This window comes from Mucilaginibacter sp., assembly GCF_041660805.1.
Taxonomy (GTDB): Bacteria; Bacteroidota; Bacteroidia; order Sphingobacteriales; family Sphingobacteriaceae; genus Mucilaginibacter.
Genome location: NZ_JBAZVP010000009.1, coordinates 60,928 through 86,233 on the forward strand (window position 1 = coordinate 60,928; position 25,306 = coordinate 86,233).

23 protein-coding genes are annotated in these 25,306 nt (G+C 40.9%); 11 read left to right on the forward strand and 12 right to left on the reverse strand.

Annotated elements, in window-relative coordinates:
• Window positions 1-143 precede the first annotated feature (143 nt).
• From WC743_RS13530 to WC743_RS13545, 4 genes are all read left to right on the forward strand, one after another.
• On the forward strand, window positions 144-770 hold the full coding sequence (locus WC743_RS13530) for a DUF4159 domain-containing protein (RefSeq protein ID WP_373012543.1): 627 nt from the start codon (window positions 144-146) through the stop codon (window positions 768-770).
• A gap of 40 nt (window positions 771-810) precedes the next feature.
• Window positions 811-1,449, forward strand: a complete 639-nt coding sequence (locus WC743_RS13535) for an RDD family protein (protein ID WP_373012544.1) — start codon at window positions 811-813, stop codon at window positions 1,447-1,449.
• 364 nt (window positions 1,450-1,813) lie between these two features.
• Window positions 1,814-3,448, forward strand: coding sequence for a TldD/PmbA family protein (locus WC743_RS13540; protein ID WP_373012545.1), 1,635 nt, complete (start codon window positions 1,814-1,816; stop codon window positions 3,446-3,448).
• A gap of 4 nt (window positions 3,449-3,452) precedes the next feature.
• The gene (locus WC743_RS13545) at window positions 3,453-4,790 is read left to right on the forward strand and encodes a TldD/PmbA family protein (protein ID WP_373012546.1); all 1,338 of its coding nucleotides are present in this window, start codon (window positions 3,453-3,455) and stop codon (window positions 4,788-4,790) included.
• A gap of 242 nt (window positions 4,791-5,032) precedes the next feature.
• Here WC743_RS13545 and WC743_RS13550 read toward each other — a convergent pair whose 3' ends face one another.
• Both WC743_RS13550 and WC743_RS13555 read right to left on the reverse strand, forming a co-directional pair.
• A complete protein-coding gene (locus WC743_RS13550; RefSeq protein WP_373012547.1) occupies window positions 5,033-7,705 on the reverse strand; it encodes a TonB-dependent receptor in 2,673 nt (890 codons plus the stop codon).
• Window positions 7,702-8,661, reverse strand: coding sequence for a GLPGLI family protein (locus WC743_RS13555; RefSeq protein ID WP_373012548.1), 960 nt, complete (start codon window positions 8,659-8,661; stop codon window positions 7,702-7,704). The genes WC743_RS13550 and WC743_RS13555 overlap by 4 nt, the downstream gene beginning before the upstream one ends.
• 205 nt (window positions 8,662-8,866) lie before the next feature.
• Between WC743_RS13555 and WC743_RS13560 the strand changes: the two genes are divergently transcribed.
• Window positions 8,867-9,949: an acyltransferase family protein gene (locus tag WC743_RS13560; protein WP_373012549.1), complete on the forward strand. Its 1,083-nt coding sequence runs from the start codon at window positions 8,867-8,869 to the stop codon at window positions 9,947-9,949.
• Between the two features lie 17 nt (window positions 9,950-9,966).
• Here the strand turns inward: WC743_RS13560 and WC743_RS13565 are convergent, their stop codons facing one another.
• From WC743_RS13565 to WC743_RS13580, 4 genes are read right to left on the reverse strand one after another with little or no spacing between them, the layout of a single operon-like run.
• Window positions 9,967-10,614 (reverse strand): RDD family protein, encoded by a 648-nt coding sequence (locus WC743_RS13565; protein ID WP_373012550.1) that lies wholly within the window; start codon window positions 10,612-10,614, stop codon window positions 9,967-9,969.
• Window positions 10,615-10,662: 48 nt separating this feature from the next.
• Window positions 10,663-11,661, reverse strand: a complete 999-nt coding sequence (locus tag WC743_RS13570; protein WP_373012551.1) for a LiaI-LiaF-like domain-containing protein — start codon at window positions 11,659-11,661, stop codon at window positions 10,663-10,665.
• Window positions 11,662-11,721: 60 nt separating this feature from the next.
• Complete coding sequence (locus WC743_RS13575; protein WP_373012552.1) at window positions 11,722-12,336, reverse strand: PspC domain-containing protein; 615 nt, start codon at window positions 12,334-12,336, stop codon at window positions 11,722-11,724.
• 26 nt (window positions 12,337-12,362) lie between these two features.
• Window positions 12,363-13,067, reverse strand: coding sequence for an SDR family oxidoreductase (locus WC743_RS13580; protein WP_373012553.1), 705 nt, complete (start codon window positions 13,065-13,067; stop codon window positions 12,363-12,365).
• A gap of 161 nt (window positions 13,068-13,228) precedes the next feature.
• On the opposite strand from WC743_RS13580, the gene WC743_RS13585 reads away from it, so the two are divergent.
• The 5 genes from WC743_RS13585 (at window position 13,229) to WC743_RS13605 (ending at window position 17,894) form a co-directional block, all read left to right on the forward strand.
• Window positions 13,229-13,960 carry an MlaE family ABC transporter permease gene (locus WC743_RS13585; RefSeq protein WP_373012554.1) on the forward strand — a complete coding sequence of 244 codons (732 nt, stop codon included), beginning with the start codon at window positions 13,229-13,231 and terminating at the stop codon, window positions 13,958-13,960.
• Entirely contained in the window at window positions 13,957-14,709 is a 753-nt protein-coding gene (locus WC743_RS13590) for an ABC transporter ATP-binding protein (RefSeq protein WP_373012555.1), read from the forward strand. The genes WC743_RS13585 and WC743_RS13590 overlap by 4 nt, the downstream gene beginning before the upstream one ends.
• A 92-nt stretch (window positions 14,710-14,801) precedes the next feature.
• Window positions 14,802-15,689 carry a class I SAM-dependent methyltransferase gene (locus WC743_RS13595; RefSeq protein WP_373012556.1) on the forward strand — a complete coding sequence of 296 codons (888 nt, stop codon included), beginning with the start codon at window positions 14,802-14,804 and terminating at the stop codon, window positions 15,687-15,689.
• A 102-nt stretch (window positions 15,690-15,791) separates the two neighbouring features.
• Window positions 15,792-16,853, forward strand: coding sequence for a hypothetical protein (locus WC743_RS13600; protein WP_373012557.1), 1,062 nt, complete (start codon window positions 15,792-15,794; stop codon window positions 16,851-16,853).
• A 78-nt stretch (window positions 16,854-16,931) separates the two neighbouring features.
• Complete coding sequence (locus WC743_RS13605; RefSeq protein WP_373012558.1) at window positions 16,932-17,894, forward strand: Gfo/Idh/MocA family protein; 963 nt, start codon at window positions 16,932-16,934, stop codon at window positions 17,892-17,894.
• Between the two features lie 206 nt (window positions 17,895-18,100).
• On the opposite strand, the gene lepB is transcribed toward WC743_RS13605, so the two are convergent.
• From lepB to WC743_RS13630, 5 genes are read right to left on the reverse strand one after another with little or no spacing between them, the layout of a single operon-like run.
• Window positions 18,101-19,234 (reverse strand): signal peptidase I, encoded by a 1,134-nt coding sequence (gene lepB / locus WC743_RS13610; RefSeq protein ID WP_373012559.1) that lies wholly within the window; start codon window positions 19,232-19,234, stop codon window positions 18,101-18,103.
• A 32-nt stretch (window positions 19,235-19,266) separates the two neighbouring features.
• Window positions 19,267-20,016 carry a 4-hydroxy-tetrahydrodipicolinate reductase gene (gene dapB, locus WC743_RS13615; protein ID WP_373012560.1) on the reverse strand — a complete coding sequence of 250 codons (750 nt, stop codon included), beginning with the start codon at window positions 20,014-20,016 and terminating at the stop codon, window positions 19,267-19,269.
• Window positions 20,017-20,052: 36 nt separating this feature from the next.
• Window positions 20,053-20,769: a DUF5683 domain-containing protein gene (locus WC743_RS13620; protein WP_373012561.1), complete on the reverse strand. Its 717-nt coding sequence runs from the start codon at window positions 20,767-20,769 to the stop codon at window positions 20,053-20,055.
• A 2-nt stretch (window positions 20,770-20,771) separates the two neighbouring features.
• A complete protein-coding gene (locus tag WC743_RS13625; RefSeq protein WP_373012562.1) occupies window positions 20,772-21,689 on the reverse strand; it encodes a ParB/RepB/Spo0J family partition protein in 918 nt (305 codons plus the stop codon).
• A gap of 6 nt (window positions 21,690-21,695) precedes the next feature.
• A complete protein-coding gene (locus tag WC743_RS13630) occupies window positions 21,696-22,499 on the reverse strand; it encodes a ParA family protein (protein ID WP_373012563.1) in 804 nt (267 codons plus the stop codon).
• A gap of 258 nt (window positions 22,500-22,757) precedes the next feature.
• Between WC743_RS13630 and WC743_RS13635 the strand changes: the two genes are divergently transcribed.
• Window positions 22,758-23,279: an NADPH-dependent FMN reductase gene (locus WC743_RS13635; RefSeq protein ID WP_373012564.1), complete on the forward strand. Its 522-nt coding sequence runs from the start codon at window positions 22,758-22,760 to the stop codon at window positions 23,277-23,279.
• 4 nt (window positions 23,280-23,283) lie between these two features.
• On the opposite strand, the gene WC743_RS13640 is transcribed toward WC743_RS13635, so the two are convergent.
• Window positions 23,284-25,230, reverse strand: a complete 1,947-nt coding sequence (locus WC743_RS13640; protein ID WP_373012565.1) for a gliding motility-associated C-terminal domain-containing protein — start codon at window positions 25,228-25,230, stop codon at window positions 23,284-23,286.
• Window positions 25,231-25,306 lie beyond the last annotated feature (76 nt).

The window sequence follows — 25,306 nt, forward strand, 5'->3', positions numbered from 1 at the left end:
TCCATCACAAGATATTATCCTTTTGACTAATTCCTGTACTTTTTTATCAAAAATTTAATAAAGTATCCAAAACTTTACAATTTGCGCAGTTTTATAATAATGCGGGAAAAATATTTGTCTTAATTTTAGAGTTTATAATTCAAATGGCATACGGCTCAAAATTCACTTTTACCAGATTAAGTTACCACAGCGGCGATTGGGACACAGATCAGCGCATGCCATCAAACCTGCTCAACTCTTTGGTGGAGTACACCACCATCCCAATTGACCCGCATGAAAAGGTGATCCCGCTAAGCAGCGATGATATTTTTACCGCGCCTTTCCTTTACTTAAGCGGCCACAAGCTGGTACAATTTGATACTAAGGAGAAAGCAAACTTTAAAAAGTACGTACAAAATGGCGGCTTTGTTTTTGTTGACGACTGCAACCACGATATTGACGGGCTCTTCGCCAAATCATTCGAGGCGCAAATGGCGGCCTTGTTTGGGCCAACAGCCTTAAAGAAGATCCCCAATAACCATAAGATCTATAATTCCTTTTTTAAATTTGAGAAAGGCCCTCCTACTACATCCTTTGAATTAAATGGCTGGGGCGATGACCTGGTGCATGACTATTTAAAGGCCATTGAAGTAAACGGCCGCATCGCGGTTTTATACAGCAGTAAGGATTATGGCTGCGAATGGGACTACGATTTTCGCAACAAACGCTTCCTGGCTGAGGACAATACCAAATTTGGTGTAAACATAATTGTATATGCAATGAACTCTTAAGCTTTATTAGGGTTATCTTTGCAATTACTATATATTTTTAATGACAGATAATTACTACATCCTGCAAGACGGGGAAAAAACAGGTCCGTTCACTTACAACGAATTGGTAAATAAAGGACTGGATATTAATACCCGCATTGCATCAGATACCGGCAGCAGCTGGCAAAACGCTTCAGACCTGCCCGAATTTTACGATTATTTTGAAGCTAAAGGACATTACTTTCCTACCGAAGATAACCTGGCCACTTTTTGGTGGCGGCTGGTGGCATACCTGTTAGATATGGTGGCTTTGTACATTATCCTGAGCTTAGTAATGGTATTCCTTGTTATGTTTTTCCCTGCCGAGCAGATTAAAACTTATTTGGAAAACTTTGATACCAAACTACCAATGAACCAATTGAAGCTAAACCTGATAGGTTTTACGGTATCTTTATTATACAATACCGCATTTGAAGCTACACCCATGCGTGGCAGTATTGGTAAAAAGCTCTGCAAACTATCCGTTGTTGACGCCGACGGTAAAGGCCTGAGCTTAGGTAAAGCATTTATACGCAACCTGTCTAAGTTTATCTCCGGCGCTGCGCTTTGCATAGGCTATTTAAATATTTTATGGGATGAGCACAGGCAGGGCTGGCATGACCAAATTGCCCGTACCTATGTGATAAGGCAGGAAGCTTAAGCTGTTATCTCATACCCCCTCTCTGCTTCGCAAAGAGGGGTGACAAGCGCAATGATGTCGGGGTGAGTCAAATCGCCTCCTTACCGTCAACTCACCCCGCGGCACTACGTGCGCGACCCTCTCTTCGCCTTCGGCGGAAAGAGGATAAGAACTGTGCTTATTTCCTATCCCCTCTTTGCGAAGCAGAGAGGGGTGACAAGCGCAGCGATGTCGGGGTGAGTCAAATCGCCTCCTCGCCGCTTACTCACCCCGCGGCAAGCACAAATCTTATGTCCATTAAGTGATGTACTTTTAAATACTTTGCCCTGCACCATTATTATTTATTATGGCATATTGTTATATTTAGCAAATAATAATACCCACCTTGAAAAGAAAAGATTTCCTTTACCTTACCGGCATGGGCGTAAGTGCGGCCATGCTGAGCAAAATGACCGCTATGGGCAGCCCTGTGATGCCCGGCACCCGCATGCGGGATGTTGATGTGGCCATTAAAAAGCGCATGGCCGATATTGCCCTGAACGCTGCACGCTCAAAAGGCGCAACCTATACCGATGCCCGCCTTGGCAGGTACCTTAACCAGTTTGTGGTAACCCGCGATAGAAACATTGAAAACATTGTTGATACCGAATCATACGGTATGGGTATCCGTGTTATTGCCAATGGCTGCTGGGGCTTTGCCGCAACCGATAAATTGGATAATGACAGTATAGCCCGCGCGGCCGAAACTGCTGTAGCCATAGCGAAAGAGAACGCGCGCATACAAAGCGAACCGGTACAACTGGCCCCGCAAAAAGGTTATGGCGAGGTTACCTGGAAAACACCCATAGAGCGGAATGCTTTTGAGGTACCGATGAAGGAAAAGACAGACCTTTTATTATCAGTTAATGATGCCGCTTTTAAGAACGGCGCCAATTATGTTAACTCGATACTGTTTTTTGTAAACGAACAAAAATATTTCGCTTCAACCGATGGCTCTTATATAGATCAGGACATCCACCGCATATGGCCGTTGTTTGGTGTTACTAAGGTTGATGAAAAAACCAGCAAGTTCGAAACCCGCAGTTCATTAAGTGCACCGCGCGGAATGGGTTATGAATACCTGATCCCCCGCGAAAGTGATAAAATAAAAAGCCAAACCACGCTATATCGCGACAGGTATGATATGCATGAAGATGCAGGTGCGGCGGCTTTGCAGGCAGCTCAAAAGCTGAAAGCTAAAACCGTTGAACCGGGTAAATATGACCTGGTGCTTGATCCAAGTCACCTTTGGTTAACCATTCATGAGTCGGTTGGCCACCCGTCAGAGCTTGATCGTGTTTTAGGATACGAAGCCAACTTTGCCGGTACCAGCTTCCTTACTTTAGACAAGTGGAAATCGGGCAACTTTAAATTCGGCAGTGATAAAGTAAACATAGTGGCCGATAAACTGCAACCCGGCTCATTAGGTGCTGTTGGATACGATGATGAAGGCGTAGGCACCAAACAATGGGATATTATTAAGGATGGTATACTGGTAAACTATCAAACCATTCGCGACCAGGCGCATATCATAGGCCTTAAAGAATCACAGGGCTGCTGTTACTCGCAGAGCTGGCAGGATGTACAGTTCCAGCGCATGCCAAACATATCATTGCAACCGGGCAAAACGCCTTTAAATGTGGAGCAGATGATAAGCAAGGTAGAAAAAGGCATTTACATTATTGGTGATAGTTCTTTCTCTATAGATCAGCAGCGCTATAACTTCCAATTTAGCGGGCAGCTTTATTATGAAATAAAGAACGGCAAAATAGTAGGCATGCTAAATGATGTTGCTTACCAGGCCAACACCCAGGAATTCTGGAACTCATGCGCAGCAGTTTGCGATAAAAACGATTACCGTTTAGGCGGCTCGTTCTTTGATGGCAAAGGGCAGCCAATGCAGGCAAGCGCCGTATCTCATGGCTCATCAACATCCCTGTTTAAAGGGGTTAACGTAATTAACACAGCAAGAAAAATTTAACCATATGGCTATTTTAACTGAAGATGAATGCAAAGCGATATTAAAAAAAGCGCTAAGTTATTCCAAAGCCGATGAGTGCGAAATAAATATCAATGGCGGCGACTCGGCAAATATAAGATACGCCCGTAATTCGGTATCAACCAGCGGCTCTTTAAGCTCAACCACCATGGCCATATCATCGGCCTTTGGCAAAAAATTGGGCATAGTTACACTAAATGAATATACTGACGAAGCCATAGCAAGTGCTGTAAAACGCTCAGAGGACTTAGCCAAACTGGCCCCCGAAAACCCGGAATACATGCCGTTTTTAGGGCCGCAAACTTACGTGCCTGCGCCAAAAACCTTTGTACCCGCAACCGCTGCCATAACACCCGCACAGCGCACAACTATGGTTGAACAAAGTTTAAACGTAGCTAAAGAAAGCAAGCTAACTGCAGCAGGATTTTTGCAGAACAGCGCAAACTTTTCTGCCATGATGAATTCGCATGGGTTGTTTGCTTACAATACTTCAACAGATATTAATTTTTCAATAACACTGCGTACAGCAGATAGCCAGGGATCTGGCTATGCTACTAAAGATTATAATGATGTAAACAAGCTGGATACACTTGCATCAACTAAAATTGCTGCGCAAAAAGCAAGCGGATCATTAAGTGCAAGAGCTATTGAACCTGGTAAGTACACGGTGATACTGGAGCCTGCTGCAGGTATAGTATTGCTTGAACAATTATATGGCGGCCTTGATGCCCGCAGCGCCGATGAGGGCCGTAGCTTTTTGAGCAAACCGGGCGGCAAAAGCAAACTGGGCGAAAAGCTGGTTGATGAACGTATAAACATCTACACAGATCCATCACACCCTGACCTGCCTGCCAGCAGCTGGAGCGGTGATGGCCAGCCGCAGGTAAAAAGAACATGGATAGAAAAGGGCGTAATAAAGAACTTTACCTACTCCCGTTACTGGGCACAAAAGAAAGGTGTTAAACCTATTCCTAATCCTGGTAATATAATTATGGAGGGTGGTACCCAAACATTGGAGGAGCTGATAAAAGGAACCCAAAAGGGCATACTGGTTACCCGCCTATGGTACATTCGCCCGGTTGACCCGCAAACTTTGCTGTTTACCGGTTTAACCCGTGATGGTACTTTTTATATTGAGAACGGACAAATTAAGTTCCCGATAAAAAACCTGCGCTTTAACGAAAGCCCGGTAATTATGCTGAATAATTTAGATGCTTTGGGTAAAGCCGAGCGTACTGTTAGTGGTGAAAGCGGCCAAAGCGCCCTAATACCGCCAATGCGGATAAAGGAGTTTACGTTCACTTCGTTATCTGACGCGGTTTAGTTAAGCAGTGGAATTAACCACAGAGATCACAAAGAGAAAAGCACTAAGAACGCAGAGATTTTAACAGCGTTTTTTTAAAATGCTCCGTTAGGAGCAATCGCTTTGTAGAAATAAATAATAAGGAAGATTTGCGTGCCATAGGTACGCTTCCTATTATACAAAAGCCCTCCCGATTATCGCGGAGGGCTTTTTGTTTGTGATAAGGTTGTTAGATAAGTATGCCTATAAATTCTGTATAACTATTACAGCGTAAATGTTAATTTGGCCAGCATAAAACGACCGGGGATAGTATAAGAGCTTGATGTAAATGTATTAGCCGACAGATACAATGCGCTGTACGTTTTGGTATTAAATAAATTTTGGGCGCTTATCTCAACATCGGCTTTAATTTTAGTGAACTTATACCGGATGCTGGCATCAGCGAAAATATATTTCAAATCGTTTGATTGCTCCTGGTGCGTGTAGTAATGATCTGCAGACATGCTGAAATACAGGTTAACTAACGGGTTATAATTTACAGATCCCTGCTGCATTAACCGTTCAAATTTACTTTTTGAAGCCACTACAGACGACTTGCTTGTTGTTTGATCATAACTGGCCTTGTAGCTAAAGTTTACCTGGCTGCTTACCTTGGTTTCGGCACCAAAATTCAGGGTTTTTGAAATGGTGTTGTATGGTAAAATTACATTATTGAGTATTTGATTCAGCTTTGTAGTTTGTATAGCTATACCACCGCTAAATGTTGTGCGCAAAGGGAACGAATACTTGCTGATGATACCATTAGCACTCCATGAATCAATATTATTATTATACGGCAATACAATACGCTGCTGTATGTTATTGGTTAAAATACTTGATGCTATATTGTTTGCATCCTGATGCGTGTAAGCGGCGTTCACGCTAAAAAAGAACAGCGTAATTGCCTTACGGTAATAAAACCCGAGGTTGGCCGTTTGCGTTTTGCGTTCGGTTAAATCGGCGTTATTAGCGTATAAACTGCGGTAATTTTTAAGGGTATAACCATTATATACATCCTGTATATTGCCAATATCATTTCTGAAATTGTATCCCAACGAAAAGTAATTTTCAATACCACTCTGGTATTTTACACTTACCCTTGGGTTAAAATATAGGCGATCAAGGCTTTTGTTGAGGCCATAATACCTATCATTATAACTAATATTAAGATAATTAACAGGCAGGTTTATAGTTGCTTTAAAGATGTTACCGGGAATATCATAACCTGCCTCGGCATATATTTTTCTGCGCGTCCAATCCAAATTGTTAACCGCGCTATCTGATACCAAATTGGTTGAGTTATTCAGCTGCGTTAAATTCAAATCTGACTTAAGCGTTTGCGATTGCAGGCTAAAACCAGCCTTGTAGCTTTGAGTGATATTATTACCCGGTATTCTGTAAGAAAGGTAATTATTGGTGAACCAGGTTGGTACATCAACATTTTGGGTAAGCTGTTTGTAGGCAACGCCGTTATTAAAAATATCAGGGTTTAATCCCGGATCTATCACCAGGTTCTCCGGCTCGGTTGACCGGTTCAGATAACTATATAACTCAATAATTTTATTGGTTTTAAAGGTTTTCATGTAGTTGAACTCGTTAGAGAGATCCATAAGGTTATCTTTAAAAGCCTGGTTCACGGGCGTACCATTGGTTACCAATGCAGAGTAGCCGGTATTTTTGCTGTAATCGGCAATAAAATTATTGGTAAGGTAGTATTTGTCTTTGTTGATGTTAAGCGCCAGCTGGCTGTGCATATAATCGGGCCGGCGCCTGTTGTTTTGCACTTCGGCATAACGGATGGTATCATTAGGTAAATAAAACTCGCTTAGCTTGGTATATTTTTGTTTTTGAGTATCATGCAGGTAAGATACGTTTGCACGCAGCTGCACATCCTTTTTTAAATTAACCAAATTATTTAAGTTGATAATACCCGCCTGGTTAAACAGATAGCGGTTACGCGGCAGGTCAGGGTCGCCGGCTGTACCTAAAGACAGTACGGTACCTGGCTTGTCATTATCCAACCGTGACAGGTAGCCCGAGTAATTATGTGATACCAGGTCGCCTGCTACATCATAGTTCGTATTATTTACCTTGATGTAGTTAATAGCCTTGTATTTATCTTTAAACATCATGGCGTTTATATCAGCATAATACTTATCGGGCAAGCCTGCACCTAAAGTTTCCTGGCCTACCAGCTGCATCTTAGCATCTTTTTTCATGCTCAGGTTAAGGGCTACGTCCTCACTCACTACTTTATCTTTCAGCATTTTTATGGGCTGATGGTTTTCCATTACTTGTACCTTATCAACCACACCATTGGGGATTGAGCTGGTAGCGATATTATATTTATCATCAAGCAGGTTATCGCCGCCTATATACAGATTAGATATGGCCTTACCGTTATAACTGATCTTGCCATCTTTCTCTACCGTTATGCCCGGTAATTTTTTGATCACATCACCAATCACCCTATCCTGCGGGCTGCTGAAATCTGACACCTTATAATCAAGGGTATCGCCATGTGAGCGCAGCTTAGGTTTGTTATCCTTTATGGTAACTGTTTGCAACTGGTTAATAGCTGCAGATAGTTTAAAGTTATAGGGTGCGGTTAAACTGCTAACCGGTTTTATTGTTTTTTTGAAACCTACACAGCTTACCTCAACCTGCAAATTTGCTTTATCAGCATCGGCAGGGATAGCTAATGTATAGGCGCCTTTATCGTTTGTTGTTGTGTACGATATAATGGTGTTCCCGCCACCCTTAAGGTTTACACCGGCGTAGGATATTGCCTTGCCCAAACTATCGGTAACAGTACCTTTTATGCTTTGGGCAAAGCCCGCAGCAGAGCATAGCATACATAAAATGAATACTACACCAAGTTTATGTAGCCTCATCATTTTTTCTCAGGCAGCTCTAAAGGATTGTTGATAACAATAGCAGGACCACCATTTACATTTATAACAGTACGTTGCTGATCACGACCCGAGCCGCCCATTGCCGGCGCCCTCATGACGTTGCCACCGCCACCCATTGCTGCCATAAATGCCTGGGGGTCTTTTCTCATAGCAGCCTGTAGCTTTGTAAATTCTTTATCGGTGGTTTTTACAGCATTGGTTGGTATAGATATTAAATTAGGATCTTCATTACTATCTTCCATGCCGCCAAATCTAACAACAGTTGTGCCTGGTGATGGTGGTGCTGCCGCTACTGTTGCCGGTTTATCTGATGGAACCACTTGCTCCATACCATCAAATTTAAATTCTACTTCTTTATTAGTATCATAAGCCTCAACAATAAGTCCGGGTAAACCGCCCAATTTCCAGGGGCCCGCATGAAATGGCAGATCAGGGCAAAACCACGCAGTGTAATCGCGGCCCTTAAAATGGCCTGTAGCCTTTTGACAATGCAAAGTACCGAAACTGGCGGTATCCGCACTTATTTTCCAACTTATTGCCGGCATAGGCTCTTCAATAAGGTAAGGCGTTATCAGGGTTTCTTTACGCATTAATTTATTTTGTACCGGGAACTGATAATATTCTGCTCTTGTAGTAGGCTTACCACCGGTAACATTAAATTTCATAGGGCCGCCATTACCTTTTTGCTCTGCCATTTGCTGCTCCAGCTGCTTTTTCATCATAGCCTCTTGCAGTTTTTTGTCGTAGCTTTTATAAGCACTTGATGTTTCGCCAAGAAACAACACCATGTTTTCTGTATAAGGTTTGTCTTTAGCGGTGGTATCGCGTATGTGCGAAAACTTGTAATGTACAATGGCTTTTGCCATTTCGGGCTTTTGTGCTTTGGCTGCCAATGCTGTAACACACAAGTAAAAGGTGAGGGTAAATAGTTTTTTCATTATTGTGATATTCTTTAAAATTAGGGCTATGTGTTTAATTGCATCACAAATATAACTAACAGATTAGTTTACCTACGACAGTTTCGTAGAATTTAACACTTTTTAACAAAGTCGTTACAAAATCAATTACAACAGTTTCTTTAAAAAATCGCCATTTAGCAGCCTCATTATTATCTATATTGCACTTTTTAGCTTTACGTTAATAATGCATAAAACAAGAATAGGTATACTTGATGGATTTAGGGCTATTGCAATTACAGGTGTATTATTATTCCACTTTTTTTCAAGAGACGATTTTCCATATCCATACCAAAATAAATTCGACTATTTTTCACAGGGTAAATTTGGCGTTCAGTTTTTTTTTATAATAAGCGGTTTCGTAATATTTTATACGCTGGAGAATACATCGTCATTATTAGGTTTTTATAAAAAAAGGCTGATCAGATTATATCCATCGGCTATTATAGCATCAACCTTAACTTTAGTAACATTATTAATTTTAACTAATGCAAAGCCTGTTGATACTTTAATACAGTATTTAACAAGCCTCAGCCTTATTGGCCCCAATTTGTTAAACTTCTTTTTTAGCCCGGACGAAAAAATATTCAATTACATAGATGGTGCGCTCTGGTCCATTTGGCCAGAGATTCAATTTTATATTATAGCGGGCGCTCTGTTCTTTTTTAGTCGCGCAAATTTTATTAGAAATTTTATTTTGTTGTCATTATTTGCTGTTGGCTTATTTTGGTTAAACAGTAATATTAACGGAGCCAATTTTTTTAAATTAAACCCCAATAACTTTCTATTTTCTAATTTAAACTCCTTTATAGGTATTTTCAACCTTCTTAATTTTATTCAATATTTTACTATTGGAGCAATATTTTATGAGCTTTTTAAGCTTAAAAATAAAGGTTTAAAAGCACCTCTTTTTTTAATTCTGTCAATCTTAATTTTTGTTTTAATTCAAATTTACTTTTCAATATACATTAATGCCAGAATCACTAATGTGTGCATGATAATACTGTTTGTTTGCTTTGTATATTTTCCTGCGTCATTAAAAATGATTGATAATAGGTTGTTCAATAAAATTGGAGTGTCTTCCTATTTTTTATACCTCATACATCAGAATGTTGGAGTAATTCTTATCGAAAGATTTGGAAACTATTTCTTCGCTAACACTTGCTTTTTTACAGTGTTACTGATAATCATTTTTATAATTATCAGCATTGTTTATACTAACTGGGTTGAAATCCCTGTTATTAAACGCTTAAAAAAGTCAATAAATTAAGTTGGTGATTTTTGTGTTTACAACCTATCCTTTATGACCAGTGTATCGGCTATCATATCATGCAGGCATTGTTGTTTTTTGTTAAAAAAACACATAAGGTAACCAGCACATAAAGTAGCGGTTGATAAAATTTTACCAAGGTTCCTGGTAATGGCTTTCGAAGTATTTATGCGGGCACCTTCTAAATCGGTTACCCTGATGCTTAAGAGTTGTTTACCATAGGTGGCCTGTTTATCTGAACTTTCCATTACAACATGGTAAACCATTTTTGCAATGGGGATGAGTGACACCATACTTACAGATATAATCATCTGCAGCATTTTATCCGTTACCACTATTACGGCCCCTATTGCCACAAAAACAAATCCAAATGATACAATGAGCCAATCAACTACCGAAGCAATTGCCCGCTGATCAAAACTCCCGAAATATTGTAGTGGTAATGGTTGTTTGATGAATCCGAAAAGCTGCCTTAGCTCAGCAATTTCATGGGCTTCTTTATAGTCGTCCATTGCTTCGGTTTTTACAAAGTCGCCGGGTTTTATTTTGCGTGATCTTAGCTCTTCAATACTAAATGGCCCGGTTGGTTTACCGTTAACCACTAAAATGTATTTAGTGTTACTTAAAGATGGAGGAATACTAAAGCCGGAGGATTGCATGGTCATCAAATTTAAAAGATTAATGCATATAAACCTCCGGCTTTTTAAAAGCTATTAGTAGCGGGTAACTTTAAAGTCAGACACGCCACCTTTCATGTGGATGTACATTTTATTTTTAGCAGCATCAAAGCCTGCTGTTTGATAAGTATTATCACCATTGTTAATGAAGCCATCAAAATCTGTTGATGACAAGCCGGAGCTGGATTCAATACGGCAAGCTGCGTTTTGAGGTACTTTAATATCCACTTCAGACACACCTGTTGAAACATCAACATTTGTAGTTGCCAACGGCTGGCCTAATTTGATGTTAAATGATGCGGCACCTCCGCTTAGTTTAAGCTTTTTCACCTTAAATTTACTCAGGTCGAAATCCAGTTTGGTAGCTCCTGCTTCAACATTTACTTCCCACTCAGGGTTAACATTTAATTTAATATCGGCAGAGCTTGATTTTTCGCTGTCCCAATCAAAATGGTTGCCATTCTTCTTTTTCATGTGCAGGCCAAGTACAGGTACGTTTCCTGCCATGCTGTGGCTAAACTCAAACTTGTTATAAAACTCTTTAGTAACCGCATTAAACAACTGGCTGGTAGAGTCTTTTAATGTATAAACAGTACCCCCTCCGCTAATATTAAGTATTGCCGATGTAGCTGCTGCATTATAAGGCTCACTGTAAGTACTGCTTCCTTCAACGCGTACAATATCCCTTGAGTCCTTATTATCATCATCGTCGTCGTTATCGTTGTTCTTGTCATAATTATCATAACGGTCCCTGTCATTATAATGCCAGCCGTAACGGGGGAAAAAGTAATTATTTTCAACATGGGCAAAAATCAGCAAAGCAAACCCACCTATTACAACTGCTATTTTAAGCATGGTGGCCCATGCCGATTTGTTGTTGGCTAAAACCAGGTTAACACCCCCCATAATTAAAAATATAGGCCATAAACGGATCAGGTTGCCCCAATGAAAATCAATTACGTTGTAATTGTTTAACAGGAATATGGCGCCTATTGCAACCAGGATAATGCCCGGCATTATTTTTTCGCTTTTCATTTTCTTATGTTTTTAATTGTAATGATTGATCATGCAATAAAGCGCATGATAGTTTCATTGCTATATGGTTGATGAATTAGTTTGGTCGTCCTTTTTATCATTTTCGGTACTTTCACTTGTGGCATCAGTATCTACTTTACTATCGGTTGTAGCAGATGGGGTCTGCCATTCGTGCTTTTCCCACGCTTCTTTTTTTTGCCCTGTAAATATCAGCATTGCACCTATAGCTACTAATATTACCGGCCAGGTTCTCTCAAAATCAAAATCAGGGAATATGTCAAATTCATCAAGTAAAAACACACCACCTAAAACAATAAGCACCACACCAAAAATTAAACCGGCGTTTGATTTTTTTGCCGGAGCCGGCATAAATGGCTGGCTGGCTGTTGGCGGCGGTACAGAGTAATCAACTTTAGGGCTGTTATATCCCTGGTTAAAGTTGGTATAATCAACACCCGGATTAACATTGGCATTAGGGTTATAAAAATCGTAGTTCCTTCTTGGCAATACAATCCATAAAATTACATAGGGTAAAAAGCCTACACCTTTTAATACAAGGCTTAATAAAAATATAGCACGTATTATTGATACATCAATGCCAAAATAATCTGCCAGGCCTGCGCAAACACCACCTATCATCTTGCGGTGTTCGTCTCGATAAAGTTTCTTTTCCATTTTATTTAGTTTTTAGTGTTTGGTTATTATATCTGGCCTCCTGCAGGTTTTATGATCATTTCATCAACATTGGCGCCGGTACTCATATTGTATATATTTATGATTGCCGATGCTATATCTTCAGGCATTACCATCTTGGTTTTATCAACCTCCTGATCCCGCCATGAATCTGTTAATGTTGACCCCGGAATTATTGCTGTTACTTTAACACCATGTTCCTGCATTTCGAGCCGCATTACCTTATTAAGACCTAACAGGGCATACTTTGTTACACTGTACACCCCTGCCTCGGCTATAGGGTTTATAGCCGCAACCGAGCATATATTGAATATATGCCCTTCACCGACAGAAACCATACTTTTACCGAAGAAACGGTATAGTTCATAGGTTGGCATAAGGTTGGTATCTATCTGTTTTTGGAAGGAATCGTCGCTGTCATTAAGTATAGTTGAGTACTTGTACATACCCACATTATTTACAATAATGCCGACGAAACCCAGCTTTTTCTCGGTGAATGAAGCAAAATTTATCAGTTCATCACGCTTGCTGGCGTCGGCAACTATGGCCGCAATAGTAATCTGTGGGTTAATTTCTTCCAATTCGGCTTTAAAATTTAATAATTCTTTTTCGTTACGAGAACAAATTGCCACATTTATTCCTTGTTTAGCGAAAGCAATGGCAACGGCACGGCCAATACCTTTAGTAGCTCCGGTAATTAAAGCGTTTTTCATTTTGATTATTGTTTTATAATGAAATAAACAAGAATACCTGTTTTTATATAGATAGCCATGAATAATTCATTTTATAAATATCTCATTTAATTAACTCAATTATGTTAACCGGCATAGCTTAAAATTAAAAAATGTATTTTTAACCGATTTTTATTGTCACAATGTTTCAAAGCTTAGGAAAATATATACTCTTACTGCGTTTAAGTTTTAAAAGGCCCGAGAAGTTCAGTGTTTACTGGAAAGAGGTGATGCTTGAGATGGTATCGGTAGGTATAGGCTCATTGGGCATCATCAGTATTATATCAGTATTTATTGGCGCGGCAACTACTATTCAGGTTGCATTTCAGTTATCCAGTCCGCTGGTGCCACGTAGTATTGCCGGCAGTATATCACGCGACTCAAACATTCTGGAGTTTAGCCCTACCATTTCATCACTGGTACTTGCAGGCCGTATAGGTTCCAGCTTTGCATCACAAATAGGCACTATGCGGGTTACCGAGCAAATTGATGCCCTTGAAATTATGGGGGTAAACGCGCCGGGATATTTAATATCTCCTAAAATAATTGCAAGTATTACAATGGTGCCCATGCTGGTTATTATATCAATAATGCTTGGTATTACAGGTGGTTACATTGCATGTGTAGTAACCGGCGATATTACTCCCGCAGATTATATTATGGGTGTAAATGATGGTTTTGATGGCCTCACCGTTCGGGTAGCGCTGGTTAAAGCCTTTGTTTTTGGTTTTATTATTGCTTCCGTATGTTCTTATCAGGGTTTTTATACATCAGGTGGCGCACTTGAAGTTGGCCAATCGGCAACAGCGGGTGTGGTTTATAGCTGTGTATGGATCTTATTTGCTGACCTTATGATCACAAGTTTAATGCTATGATCGAAGTTAAAGATATTTATAAAACCTTTGGAGATAATGAAGTGCTTAAAGGCATCAGCGCTAAATTCCAAACCGGCAAAAATAATTTGATCATCGGTGGTTCCGGCTCCGGTAAAACTACTTTGCTTAAATGCATTGTAGGTTTGCATGAACCAACCAAAGGCCAGGTGTTTTTTGAAGACCAGAATTTTAGTGAAATGGATTTTACCGAACGTGTACCTATCCGTACACAAATAGGGATGCTGTTCCAAAACTCCGCGCTGTTTGATTCCATGACGGTTGAGGAGAATATCATGTTCCCGCTTAATCTGTTCACCAGGCAATCAAAAGACGAAAAACTGGAACGTGCTAATTTTTGTCTTGAAAGGGTTAATCTAAAAGGTAAGAATAAACTTTACCCGGCAGAGCTATCAGGCGGGATGAAAAAACGTGTAGGCATTGCCCGCGCCATATCCATGCAACCCAAATACTTATTTGTGGATGAACCAAACTCGGGCCTTGATCCAAAAACATCCATCCTTATAGATGAATTGATTAACGAGCTTACTACAGAGTATGATATGACAACTGTAGTAGTTACCCATGATATGAACTCGGTAATGGGTATTGGCGATAACATCATATTTTTACACCAGGGCCAAAAATGGTGGGAAGGATCAAACAAAGAAATTGCCCATACTGATAACAAAGAACTAAACGATTTTGTATTTGCCAGCAAATTTATGCAGGCAGCAAAGGTTAAATTGTAGTTTGCAGTTGACAGTTAGCAGTTAGCATCGCTTTATCTATATTTGCAAACGTTTACTACGAACTGCAAACTTAAAACTGCAAACTGATACAAATGATCCAACTTCTTACCCCAACCCACTGGAAAGATTACGAGCTGATTGATTGCGGCAACTTTGAAAAACTGGAACGGTTTGGCAATATTATACTTATCCGCCCCGAGCCACAGGCCGTATGGAGCAAGGCTTTAACCGAAGCCGAATGGCAAAAACTGCATCATATTAAATTCAAAGGGCGCAGCGCAACCGCAGGTGACTGGGTGAAAAAAGACCCGAAAACGCCCGATCGCTGGCATGTTGAGTACAAGAATGACGATGTTGCTATAAAGTTCCGTTTGGGTTTAACTTCTTTTAAACACCTGGGTATCTTCCCCGAGCAGGCTGTTAACTGGGATTATATATCAGATAATATCAAAAAATTTAAAACGCCTGCTCCAAAAGTTCTTAACCTGTTTGCTTACACTGGTGGGGCATCACTAATTGCGCGTGCAGCCGGTGCAGATACTACTCATGTAGACTCTATAAAACAAGTGGTTACCTGGGCTAATGAGAACCAGGAACTATCCGGTTTAAAAGATATCCGCTGGATGGTAGAAGATGCTTTGAAGTTTGTTAAGCGCGAGGTAAAGCGCGGTAAAACCTACAACGGTATTATCCTTGATCCGCCCGCGTATGGCAATGGCCCCAATGGCGAAAAGTGGAAACTGGAAGATAACATTAACGAGATGATGAACGATGTTATGCAACTGCTTGATCCCGAAGAACATTTTCTGATATTGAATACTTATTCACTTGGTTTTTCGTCTGTAATTATTGAGAATTTAATTAAGCAGGCATATCCTAAAGTGCAAAACCTGGAGATAGGCGAACTTTACCTGCAGGCAACCGCAGGGCCTAAATTACCGTTGGGTGTGTTTGGCAAGTTTTATAAAAATAAGTCTTGATAACTTTTATCAACTGCTATCTTTACAAGCACTATATTTATCTAAATATTAAATTAGCAGATAATAGCACATCTGCACAGCAATCAATATACTAGCACATTTATGAAATTCAAAAGCGTAATTTTTTCTGCCCTGTTTGTACTTTGCACGGTAGTGTTTTTCTCAAACTGCAATCAAAGCGACGGCAAAAAGGCACCAGATAAAAAATCGGATGCTACAGCCAAAAATTCTGAAGACGAACCCGATACCTTAAGTGTGGCTAAATCAAGCTATCCGCCTATTGATAAAGCGCAATATGATTCCCTGATAAAATTCAATGCCCATGGCGATACTTCCGGCAGATGGCCGGTTAAAAACACGCCTTATCCATTGGGCGGCGCTATTTTACCTTATAAGCGTGTGGTTGCTTTTTATGGCAACCTGTATTCAAAAAAAATGGGCATTTTAGGTGAACTTCCGACTAACGAAATGCTGGCTAAATTAAAAGGTGAAGTAAAAGCATGGAATAAAGCCGATCCAAAAACACCTGTTCAGCCTGCTTTGCATTACATTGCAGTAGTGGCGCAGGGCGATGGCGGTAAAGATGGAAAGTTCCGTTACCGTATGCCTTTTAAACAAATTGACAGCGTACTGGTACTTGCCAAAAAAGCGCATGCAATTGTGTTTTTAGATGTACAGGTTGCATTAAGTAATATACAAACAGAGCTACCACTGTTTGAAAAATACCTGTCTATGCCCCAAGTTCATTTTGGTATGGACCCTGAGTTCTCTATGAAAGATGGCAGCAAGCCGGGCAAAAAAATTGGCACTTATGATGCAAGCGATATTAATTTTGTATCGGGTTACTTAGCCGGCATTGTTAAAAAACATGGCCTTCCTCCAAAAATTTTGGTTATTCACCGCTTTACCCGTAAAATGGTAACCAATTATAAAAACATTAAACTACGCCCTGAAGTGCAGGTGGTAATGGATATGGATGGATGGGGCGAACCCGACCTGAAGACTGGTACTTACCGTTACTTCATTAACCAGGAACCGGTTCAGTTTACAGGGTTTAAACTGTTCTACAAAAACGATATTAAAAAAGCGCCTCACCACATGCTTACGCCTGAGGAGGTGCTATCAAGGTACAAACCATACCCTATTTACATCCAGTACCAATAATTAAATTGGTAGCAAATATTAGCCTTAAGCTGTTTCAGCTTAAGGCTTTTTTAATTTTAACTTTTAAATTTTGATTGAATGATACGCTGGGGAATTATTGGGTGTGGACGCATTGCACACCGCTTCATGCAGGGATTACCAGAGGTACCGGGCGCAGAACTGGCAGCGTCATGGTCGCGCAGGGCGGAAACCGTGGATGCCTTTGTTAAGCAATATGGCGGCAAAGCATACACTACGATTGAAGAGCTACTGGCAAGCGATATTGATGCTGTTTACATTGCTACCCTGCCTGACAGCCATGCGCAATATGCTATACAAGCGTTAAAAGCAGGCAAGCACGTATTATGTGAAAAACCGGCTACAATTAATTTGAGCCAGTTAGATGAAGTTTTAGAAGTGGTAAAATCAACCGGACTTTTATTTATGGAGGGGATGAAACCACCCTTTTACCCGCTTTACACCAGGTTAAAAGAGCATTTACTGCAGGATCCTATCGGGCAGGTTGGCTACGTACGGGCGGGTTCATCAGTGGCTGATATTAGTAAGGACCATCCTAACTTTAGCTATGAACTTGCAGGTGGCAGCCTCATGGGGATTGGCATTTACGAAGCTTTTTTAGCTATTGACTGGCTGGGCGCCCTATTGAACTTACAAGCCATGGGTCATTTTGGCGAAACCGGGATAGATATGTTCGCGATATTCCAAACCCGGCATACCGGTGGTTATTCGCAGGTATATACCGGTTTTGATCTGCATGGCAAAGGCGATGCGCTAATTGCTGGTACGTTGGGCCATATTACCATCCACAAAAACTGGTGGAACCCGGCAAAGGCTACTATTGATTATCTTGATGGCAGAAGCGTTGAACTGAATGAGCCCTTTACCGCGGGCGGCCTTAATTACGAGACAGCTCACTTTTGCGACCAGATCCGGGCCGGTGCAACTGAAAGTCCAATCATTCCCCATGAAATGTCAAGACAAATGATAGCCATGATAGACGAAGCGCGTAGGCAGGTGGGTTTGAAGTTTATTGGGGAGTAGTTGTGCTATTAACATGTATTATATGTCATTGCGAGCGTAGCGTGGCAATCTCGTAGGGCGTTAGGCGGTTATGCATTGGCTACGAGATTGCCACGTCGCCTCATTTCACTATCCCGGGCTGCTCATCGCAAAGACACGGTTTAAATATCATAAATACAAAAGCCCTGCTCAAATGAACAGGGCTTTTGTATTTATGCTAATGTCTATTAATTTATCCCTCTAAATAATCTGCTCCAACGAATTTTGCTGAAGAATGGGGCGTTATCATCCCAGCTCATCCAAATGAAAAGGGCTTTACCCACAATGTGGTCTTCGGGTACAAAGCCCCAGTATCTTGAATCGGCAGAATCATGACGGTTATCACCCATCATCCAGTAGTAATTCATTTTAAAAGTGTAGCTATCGGCTTTTTTGCCATTTATCATTACCTCTTTCCCAACTATCTGTACTTTATTGTTCTCATAAATTTCAATAGCACGGCCATATAATGGCATAGTTAAGCTGTCCAGCTTTATTGTCCATCCTTTTTTAGGGACAATAATAGGGCCGTAGTTATCCACGTTCCAGTTAAAAGCGCCATTCTGCGGGCTTAAAGCATACTTAGGGTAAGCAGCCGGGAAAACAGCGTTAAACGGATCAGCTAAACCCCTTTGCTTAATATTTTGAGTAACGGACTTAACATTTGAGTAACTTTTCAGTTTGGCAGCCGCATCTTTAGTCATAGTTGGGAAGGGAATGTTTTCATAATTAGATACATTCAAATCCTCTAATATCTGCGGGTTCATTTCCATACCATTGGTGGTAATAGTATAATCTGTTTGTTCTCCCGGAGGGTTTGGAGCGGCTTTACCGTTCACATAAACCTGTGCATCAATAAGGCTTACCGTATCGCCGGGGGCGCCCTGGCAGCGTTTGATATAATTCTCGCGTTTATCAACAGGGCGATAATACGGCGAATCGGCTTCCATTGGGTAGTTAAATACTACCACGTCGCCTTTTTTAACATCGCTTAAACCAGGTAAACGATAGTATGGCAATTTTATGCCATCCCAATAAGCTTTTGTACCCAATAGTGGCATGGTGTGATGCGCAAACGGAAACGCAATAGGCGTCATTGGTGTGCGGGCACCATAATTAACTTTACTTACAAATAAAAAATCGCCTACCAGTAATGATCTCTCCATTGATGGTGTAGGGATGGTGTAAGCTTCAATAAACAAAGTACGGATCAGTGTAGCAGCAATTACCGCGAAGATGATAGCATCGGCCCATTCACGGGTTGCACTTTTTTTCTTCTTTTTTGTATCGTCTTTACTTTTATTCCAGAATTTCCAGTTCATTTTTTAATTATTGATGGGTAGTAAATTAATTACTATTTGTTAAAATCAAACATATCTTCTACCGAGAAAAAACCTTTTTTATCCTCTACCCATTCTGCGGCAAGTACTGCACCTAATGCAAACCCATTACGGTTATGCGCGGTGTGTTTAAACTCTATGGTATCTACTTCAGAATCATATATAACGGTGTGGGTGCCCGGCACGCTGTCAATCCTGTGCGATTCTATCAGCAACTGATCATTAGTTACATTAGCATCATCAGCGGTATCATCGCCGGTTAAAATATTTACCCAGCCTGCTTTGCTTTCCAGGTTATCAATTATACCCTCGGCAATGGTAATAGCGGTACCGCTTGGCGAATCAAGCTTTTGAGTATGATGAATTTCTTCTACCTGTACATCATAGTATGGGTAGCTGTTCATCAGCTTTGCTAAAATTTTATTTACGTGGAAAAAGATGTTTACACCAACGCTAAAGTTGGTGGCGTATATCAGGGAGTTTTTACCATACTCGCATTGCTCTTTTATCTGGGCCATTTCGTGGTGCCAGCCTGTAGTACCCACCACAACCGGTACACCCGCTTTAAAACAGGCTTCGATATTACCTAATACGGTTGATGGTGTGCTGAATTCAATTGCAACATCGGCCTGCTGTAAGTTCTCTGAAGTAAGGTCATGCAGGTTGTTATTATCTATTTTTAATACAATTTCATGTTTACGGTCATGGGCTATCTTCTCGATGATCTTCCCCATTTTACCGTAACCTAATAATGCGATCTTCATTGTTTAATATGGATTGGTTAAAAGCAATGCTAACTACTATTTAAGCGTAAAGGTAATTTTTATACCCGGAATATAAGCATTGCTAACATTTGCCATTGCATATGTTGATTGATTGATAAAGCCTGGGGTAACTTTCATAGAAAGATCGTTATCAACCGTAAAGGAATTGATGAATTTTGCTTCAATGTAGGCTTCAACTGCCTGTACCCCCCAAACCGCAACAACACTAAGAATACTTATTTGAAAATTACGCTGGTAGTTGCTTGCAGCCTCTTGCAAAGATGATATAGGCGAGCGGCTGTACAAGTTGTACTCTGCTTCATATTTTTTATACTCTGCATAATAAGGCTGCCCTGGCAGGGTGGGTACAACTCCCGTATTCCTTATCCTATAAAGCGCCAAAAACATTTTATAGTTTTTTTGGCTTTCCACTATAGAGTAACCTAATGCACCTAAACCTGCATATATAGCGGGTATTTTCCACCAGGCCCCTCTACGATTATACCATTGGCCCCAACCGGGGATAATGAGCGACCGCTTTACGGCTAAACTGGGTATATGGGTACTATCCGGATGGTAAACTTTTTCTTTTTTTAGCTTAGGTACAAAGCGCTGGCCGGCATCATCAACTTTTTTAGGAGGGGCAACAACGGTAGTATCTGCCTTTTTCCGTACAACCGTATCCTGCGCTTGCGTTATTGCACAAAAACCTGTCAGCATAAAAAATACGGCACCCAAAAAGTATTTAAACATAGCTACCAATCCAGCATTTCAAGTATACGGCCCAGATCATCTTCTGATAGAAACGGTATTTCTATTGATCCATTGCCCTGGCTGTTAACTTTAAGCTTAACACGAGTGCTGAATTTTGAGGCAAGGTCGTCCTGTATCTTTTGCATCTGAAAAGCAAGTGCTTCAGGCTGTTTTCCTTCTTTTTTAACAGGGGCCTGCTGTATATCCCTCACCATCTCTTCTACCTTACGTACCGACAGGCCATTTTTGATAACCTGCTGATGAATATAGAGTTGTATTGCAGGATCTTCCACAGCTAAGAGCGCTTTTGCATGGCCCATGCTTATTTGATTATCACGCAGTGATGCCTGTATGGTTGGCGGTAATTTTAGCAGCCTTAAGTAATTGGTAACGGTTGATCTGTTCTTGCTAACGCGGTCACCTAATTCTTCCTGCTTTAAGTTACACTCGTCTATCATCCGCTGAAAACTTAGGGCAACCTCAATAGCATTCAGGTTTTCGCGCTGAATGTTCTCAATAAGCGCCATCTCCAGCATTTGCTGGTCGTTAGCACTGCGTACATAAGCCGGAATTTGTGTAAAGCCTGCCAATTTTGACGCACGCAGCCTCCGCTCACCTGATATTAACTGGTACTTGTGCGCATTAACACGCCTAACCGTTATAGGCTGTATTAATCCCTGTAGTTTAATAGATGCGGTAAGATCTGCCAGGGCCTGTTCATCAAACTCGGTACGTGGCTGAAATGGGTTAACCTCAATCTCACTTATCCTGATCTCGTTTACAGAGCCTAAGCTATTTACCTCAGATACGTTGCGGTTAGCATTATTACTGTAATTGTTTTTATTAGGAAGTACGCTTTCAGAATCATTTAACAGGGCACTTAACCCTTTTCCGAGTGCGTTTCTCTTTTCTGTACTCATAATTTGTTAAGCTGTTACTGTAGTTGCCAGTTCTTCGTCCTTAACCAAACCATTCTTGCGAAGGATCTCACGGGCGAGGTTCAAATAATTAACGGCACCTTTACAGTTTGCGTCGTGCATAATAACTGATAAACCAAAACTCGGCGCCTCGCTCAAACGCGTATTACGCTGTATAATGGTATCAAAAACCATATCTTCAAAATGTGTTTTAACTTCATCAACCACCTGGTTTGACAGGCGTAAACGCACATCATACATGGTCAATAATATACCTTCAATTTCTAACTGTGTATTTAACCTTGATTGTACTATCTTAATTGTATTTAACAGTTTGCCCAAACCCTCTAACGCAAAATATTCACATTGTACCGGGATGATAACTGAATCTGCCGCGGTAAGGGCATTAATGGTTATTAAACCTAATGATGGTGAACAATCAATAATAATAAAATCATACTCATGCCTGATGCTTTCCAACACCGCTTTCATTTTAAACTCGCGGTTGGTTAAATTTATCATTTCTATCTCGGCACCAACCAGGTCTATATGTGCCGGTAACAGATCCAGATTAGGGGTATCAGTTTTTTGGATAGCATCATGCGGATCAATATCATTGATGATGCATTCATATATACTGTTTTTGATATTGCGCGGATCAAATCCTATCCCAGAGGTTGAGTTAGCCTGTGGATCAGCATCTACCAATAAAGTTTTATATTCAAGCACGGCTAAACTTGCAGCAAGGTTTATTGATGATGTAGTTTTTCCGACGCCACCTTTTTGATTAGCTAAAGCAATAATTTTATTCATTCTATATCTTCAAAAAAATTTATAATTGCAAAATTATAACAACGAAAAACAAAAACAGAAATTTCTATGTTTGTAATGTTTTTTATCCGCCGCTAAAGATACGGATTTAAATAATCAGAAATCCACAGGTTAAGCCAACTTACAAACATTGTGGAGGAAATATTTTTGAATTAGTGAATGACTGAATTAGTGATTTCAAGCACTCATCAAACTTTTAATTAAGCAAATCACTAATTCAATAAATCACTAAATCAACAAATGGTCACCATTATAGCATCTACCAACAGGCCCGGCAGTTCAACCTTAAAACTGGCCAAATACTATCAAAAAAGGTTGGCGCAAAAGGGACTGGAGGCTAACTTACTATCCCTTACCGAACTGCCCGATAATCTTATTAAAACCGACCTGTACGGCAAACGAAGTGCCGAATTTGAAAAAATACAGCAACAAATAACCGCTACCGAAAAGTTTTTATTTGTGATACCCGAGTATAATGGCAGTTTCCCGGGTGTGTTAAAGGTTTTTATAGATGCCTGCAGCTTTCCCCAAAGTTTTTATGAAAAGAAAGTAGCGCTGGTTGGCCTGTCATCGGGCAAGTATGGCAATATTCGTGGCATTGACCATTTTACTGGTGTATGCCACTATGTTCATTTAAACGTAATGCCGTTGAAAATTCATATTTCCAATATTAACAAGGAGTTTGATGAAAAAGGCGACCTGATACCTGAAGATACCCTCCGCTTTACTGACGAGCAGATGGATAAGTTTATTAAGTTTTAATCCACTACCGTACCATCATTACCCAGCCAGATCTTACAGCGGTATTGTTTTTTAAATCGATAGTGTAATAATAAACCCCGGCGGGCAGGGTCTGTCCCTGGTAGTTACCATTCCATGCCTTTGCGTAACCTAAGCTGTGATATACTTGCTGCCCCGCGCGGGTAAAAACGGTAAGTACGCATTTTGGATAGGTTATTAGCTGATCAATATTCCAAAGGTCATTCACTCCATCGTTATTGGGCGAAAATGTATTGGGGATGGTTATTTTCTTATAAACCCTCACAAAAACCGCGTCAGTTGCAATGCCACAGTTGTTTTGCGATTCTACATGCAGCGTATAGGTGATGTCATCTGTTGGGCTAACATTTGGCGTTAAGGATAGCGGGTTATCCATATGGTCTGATGGCGTCCAGTAATAGGTTACATTGTCACCCGCCATTGTACCGTTAAGCTTTACTGTTTCACCTTCCTGCATGGTTATATCTGCACCGGCATTAGCCGCAGGCGTTTTAAGTACGCTTACGGTAACTAATTTACTTTCATCAAAGCAGCCACCATTATCTACCCTTACATGATAAGTGGTGGTTACAAGCGGGCTGGCTACCGGGTTGGCAATATCATCATGATCAAGCCCGGTAGATGGTGTCCATTTGTAATGTATGCCGCCACCCGCAACCAACTGCGTTGTACTGCCTTCGCAAATGGTAACATCGTTACTTATTGTTGGGTTTACCTTTGGCAAAACCTTCACCGTTGTTGATGCCGTAGAAATACAGCCTTTGGTAGTAACCGTAACGGTGTAAACCCCATCCTTAGAATTATCGGCCGTATAACTTACCACCGGCGATTGCTCATTTGAGGTGAAACCATTTGGACCCGTCCATTTATAATCTGTTCCGCCTGTTGCGGTTAGCCGCAGTTCCTGGGTTTCACATACAATTGTTTGGGCTGCAATTGTAATAACCGGCAGGGGGTTCACATTTACGGTTAGTGGCGGCGAATAAATGCGGCATTCTATTGCCAAAGCCGCACCATTTAAAACTCCTATCCGGTACTGGTTTTTATTTGCCACAGCGCTTATAAAGGAAACATTAAGTGTTGTGGTTGTTTCGCCGGCTATATCCAACCAGCCTTTGCCGTCGTTTTGGTTAACCTGCCACTGGTAGTAAGGGTCGGCGTAACCGGCTTGTGACGCTTTTAAAATATAGGTACCACTTTCTCCTTCGCACAGGTCGCGGTCGGCAGTTGATGTAACATCTCCAAAACCTGCCAATATTGTTGGCCCATAAGGCCTGAATGTAATGTCATCCAATATCAGGTCATTACCATTCCCCCCGGGCGCGTTATTCCGCATTTTAACAACGATATCCGCCCCGTTAGATGGGGTTGTAAATGATGTACCGTATTGAACAAAATCAGTAAAGTCTCCCTGCGGGATATCACCTGTGTTGTATGTTTTAAGCACTGTCCCATCAGCTGTCTCTATTGAGAAGGTAATATTTGGCCGTATATGGTTGGCTGTACTGCCCATGTCCCTTACCACATTCATGATCCAGGCCGAAAACTCGTATGTGGTGTTTGGGCACAACAAATTCCCGCTTGCCTTCTGCACATAAAATATACCCGGGTCATAGGAGGAATTAATGATCATCATGTAGCCATTTTGATCGCCGGTATGATCATGGGGCACAACCTGCCAGGTACCACCAAAGCAATTGCCTAAACTACTGGCAATGGTATAAAAACCATCGGCGGGGCATGTTTCGTTTGTATATTTAAAATTGGTAACGGTAGCCGGTAAAGCAGGGCCGGTACCATAAGTAGTACCGGCGCCAAACGTTTCGTTAATAACAGGATCGCCTAAACTGCCGCCGGGTAACTGGGCAAAAGCCTGCAGGCCAATTATACAAAGTATTGCTATTAAAACCGCTTTTTGTTTTGAAGGTTGCATGTGGTAACTGCTGTAGACACAGTTAAATCAAAAATATACTTTTTGGGCGTATAATATGCGTTAATTATCACCCGGA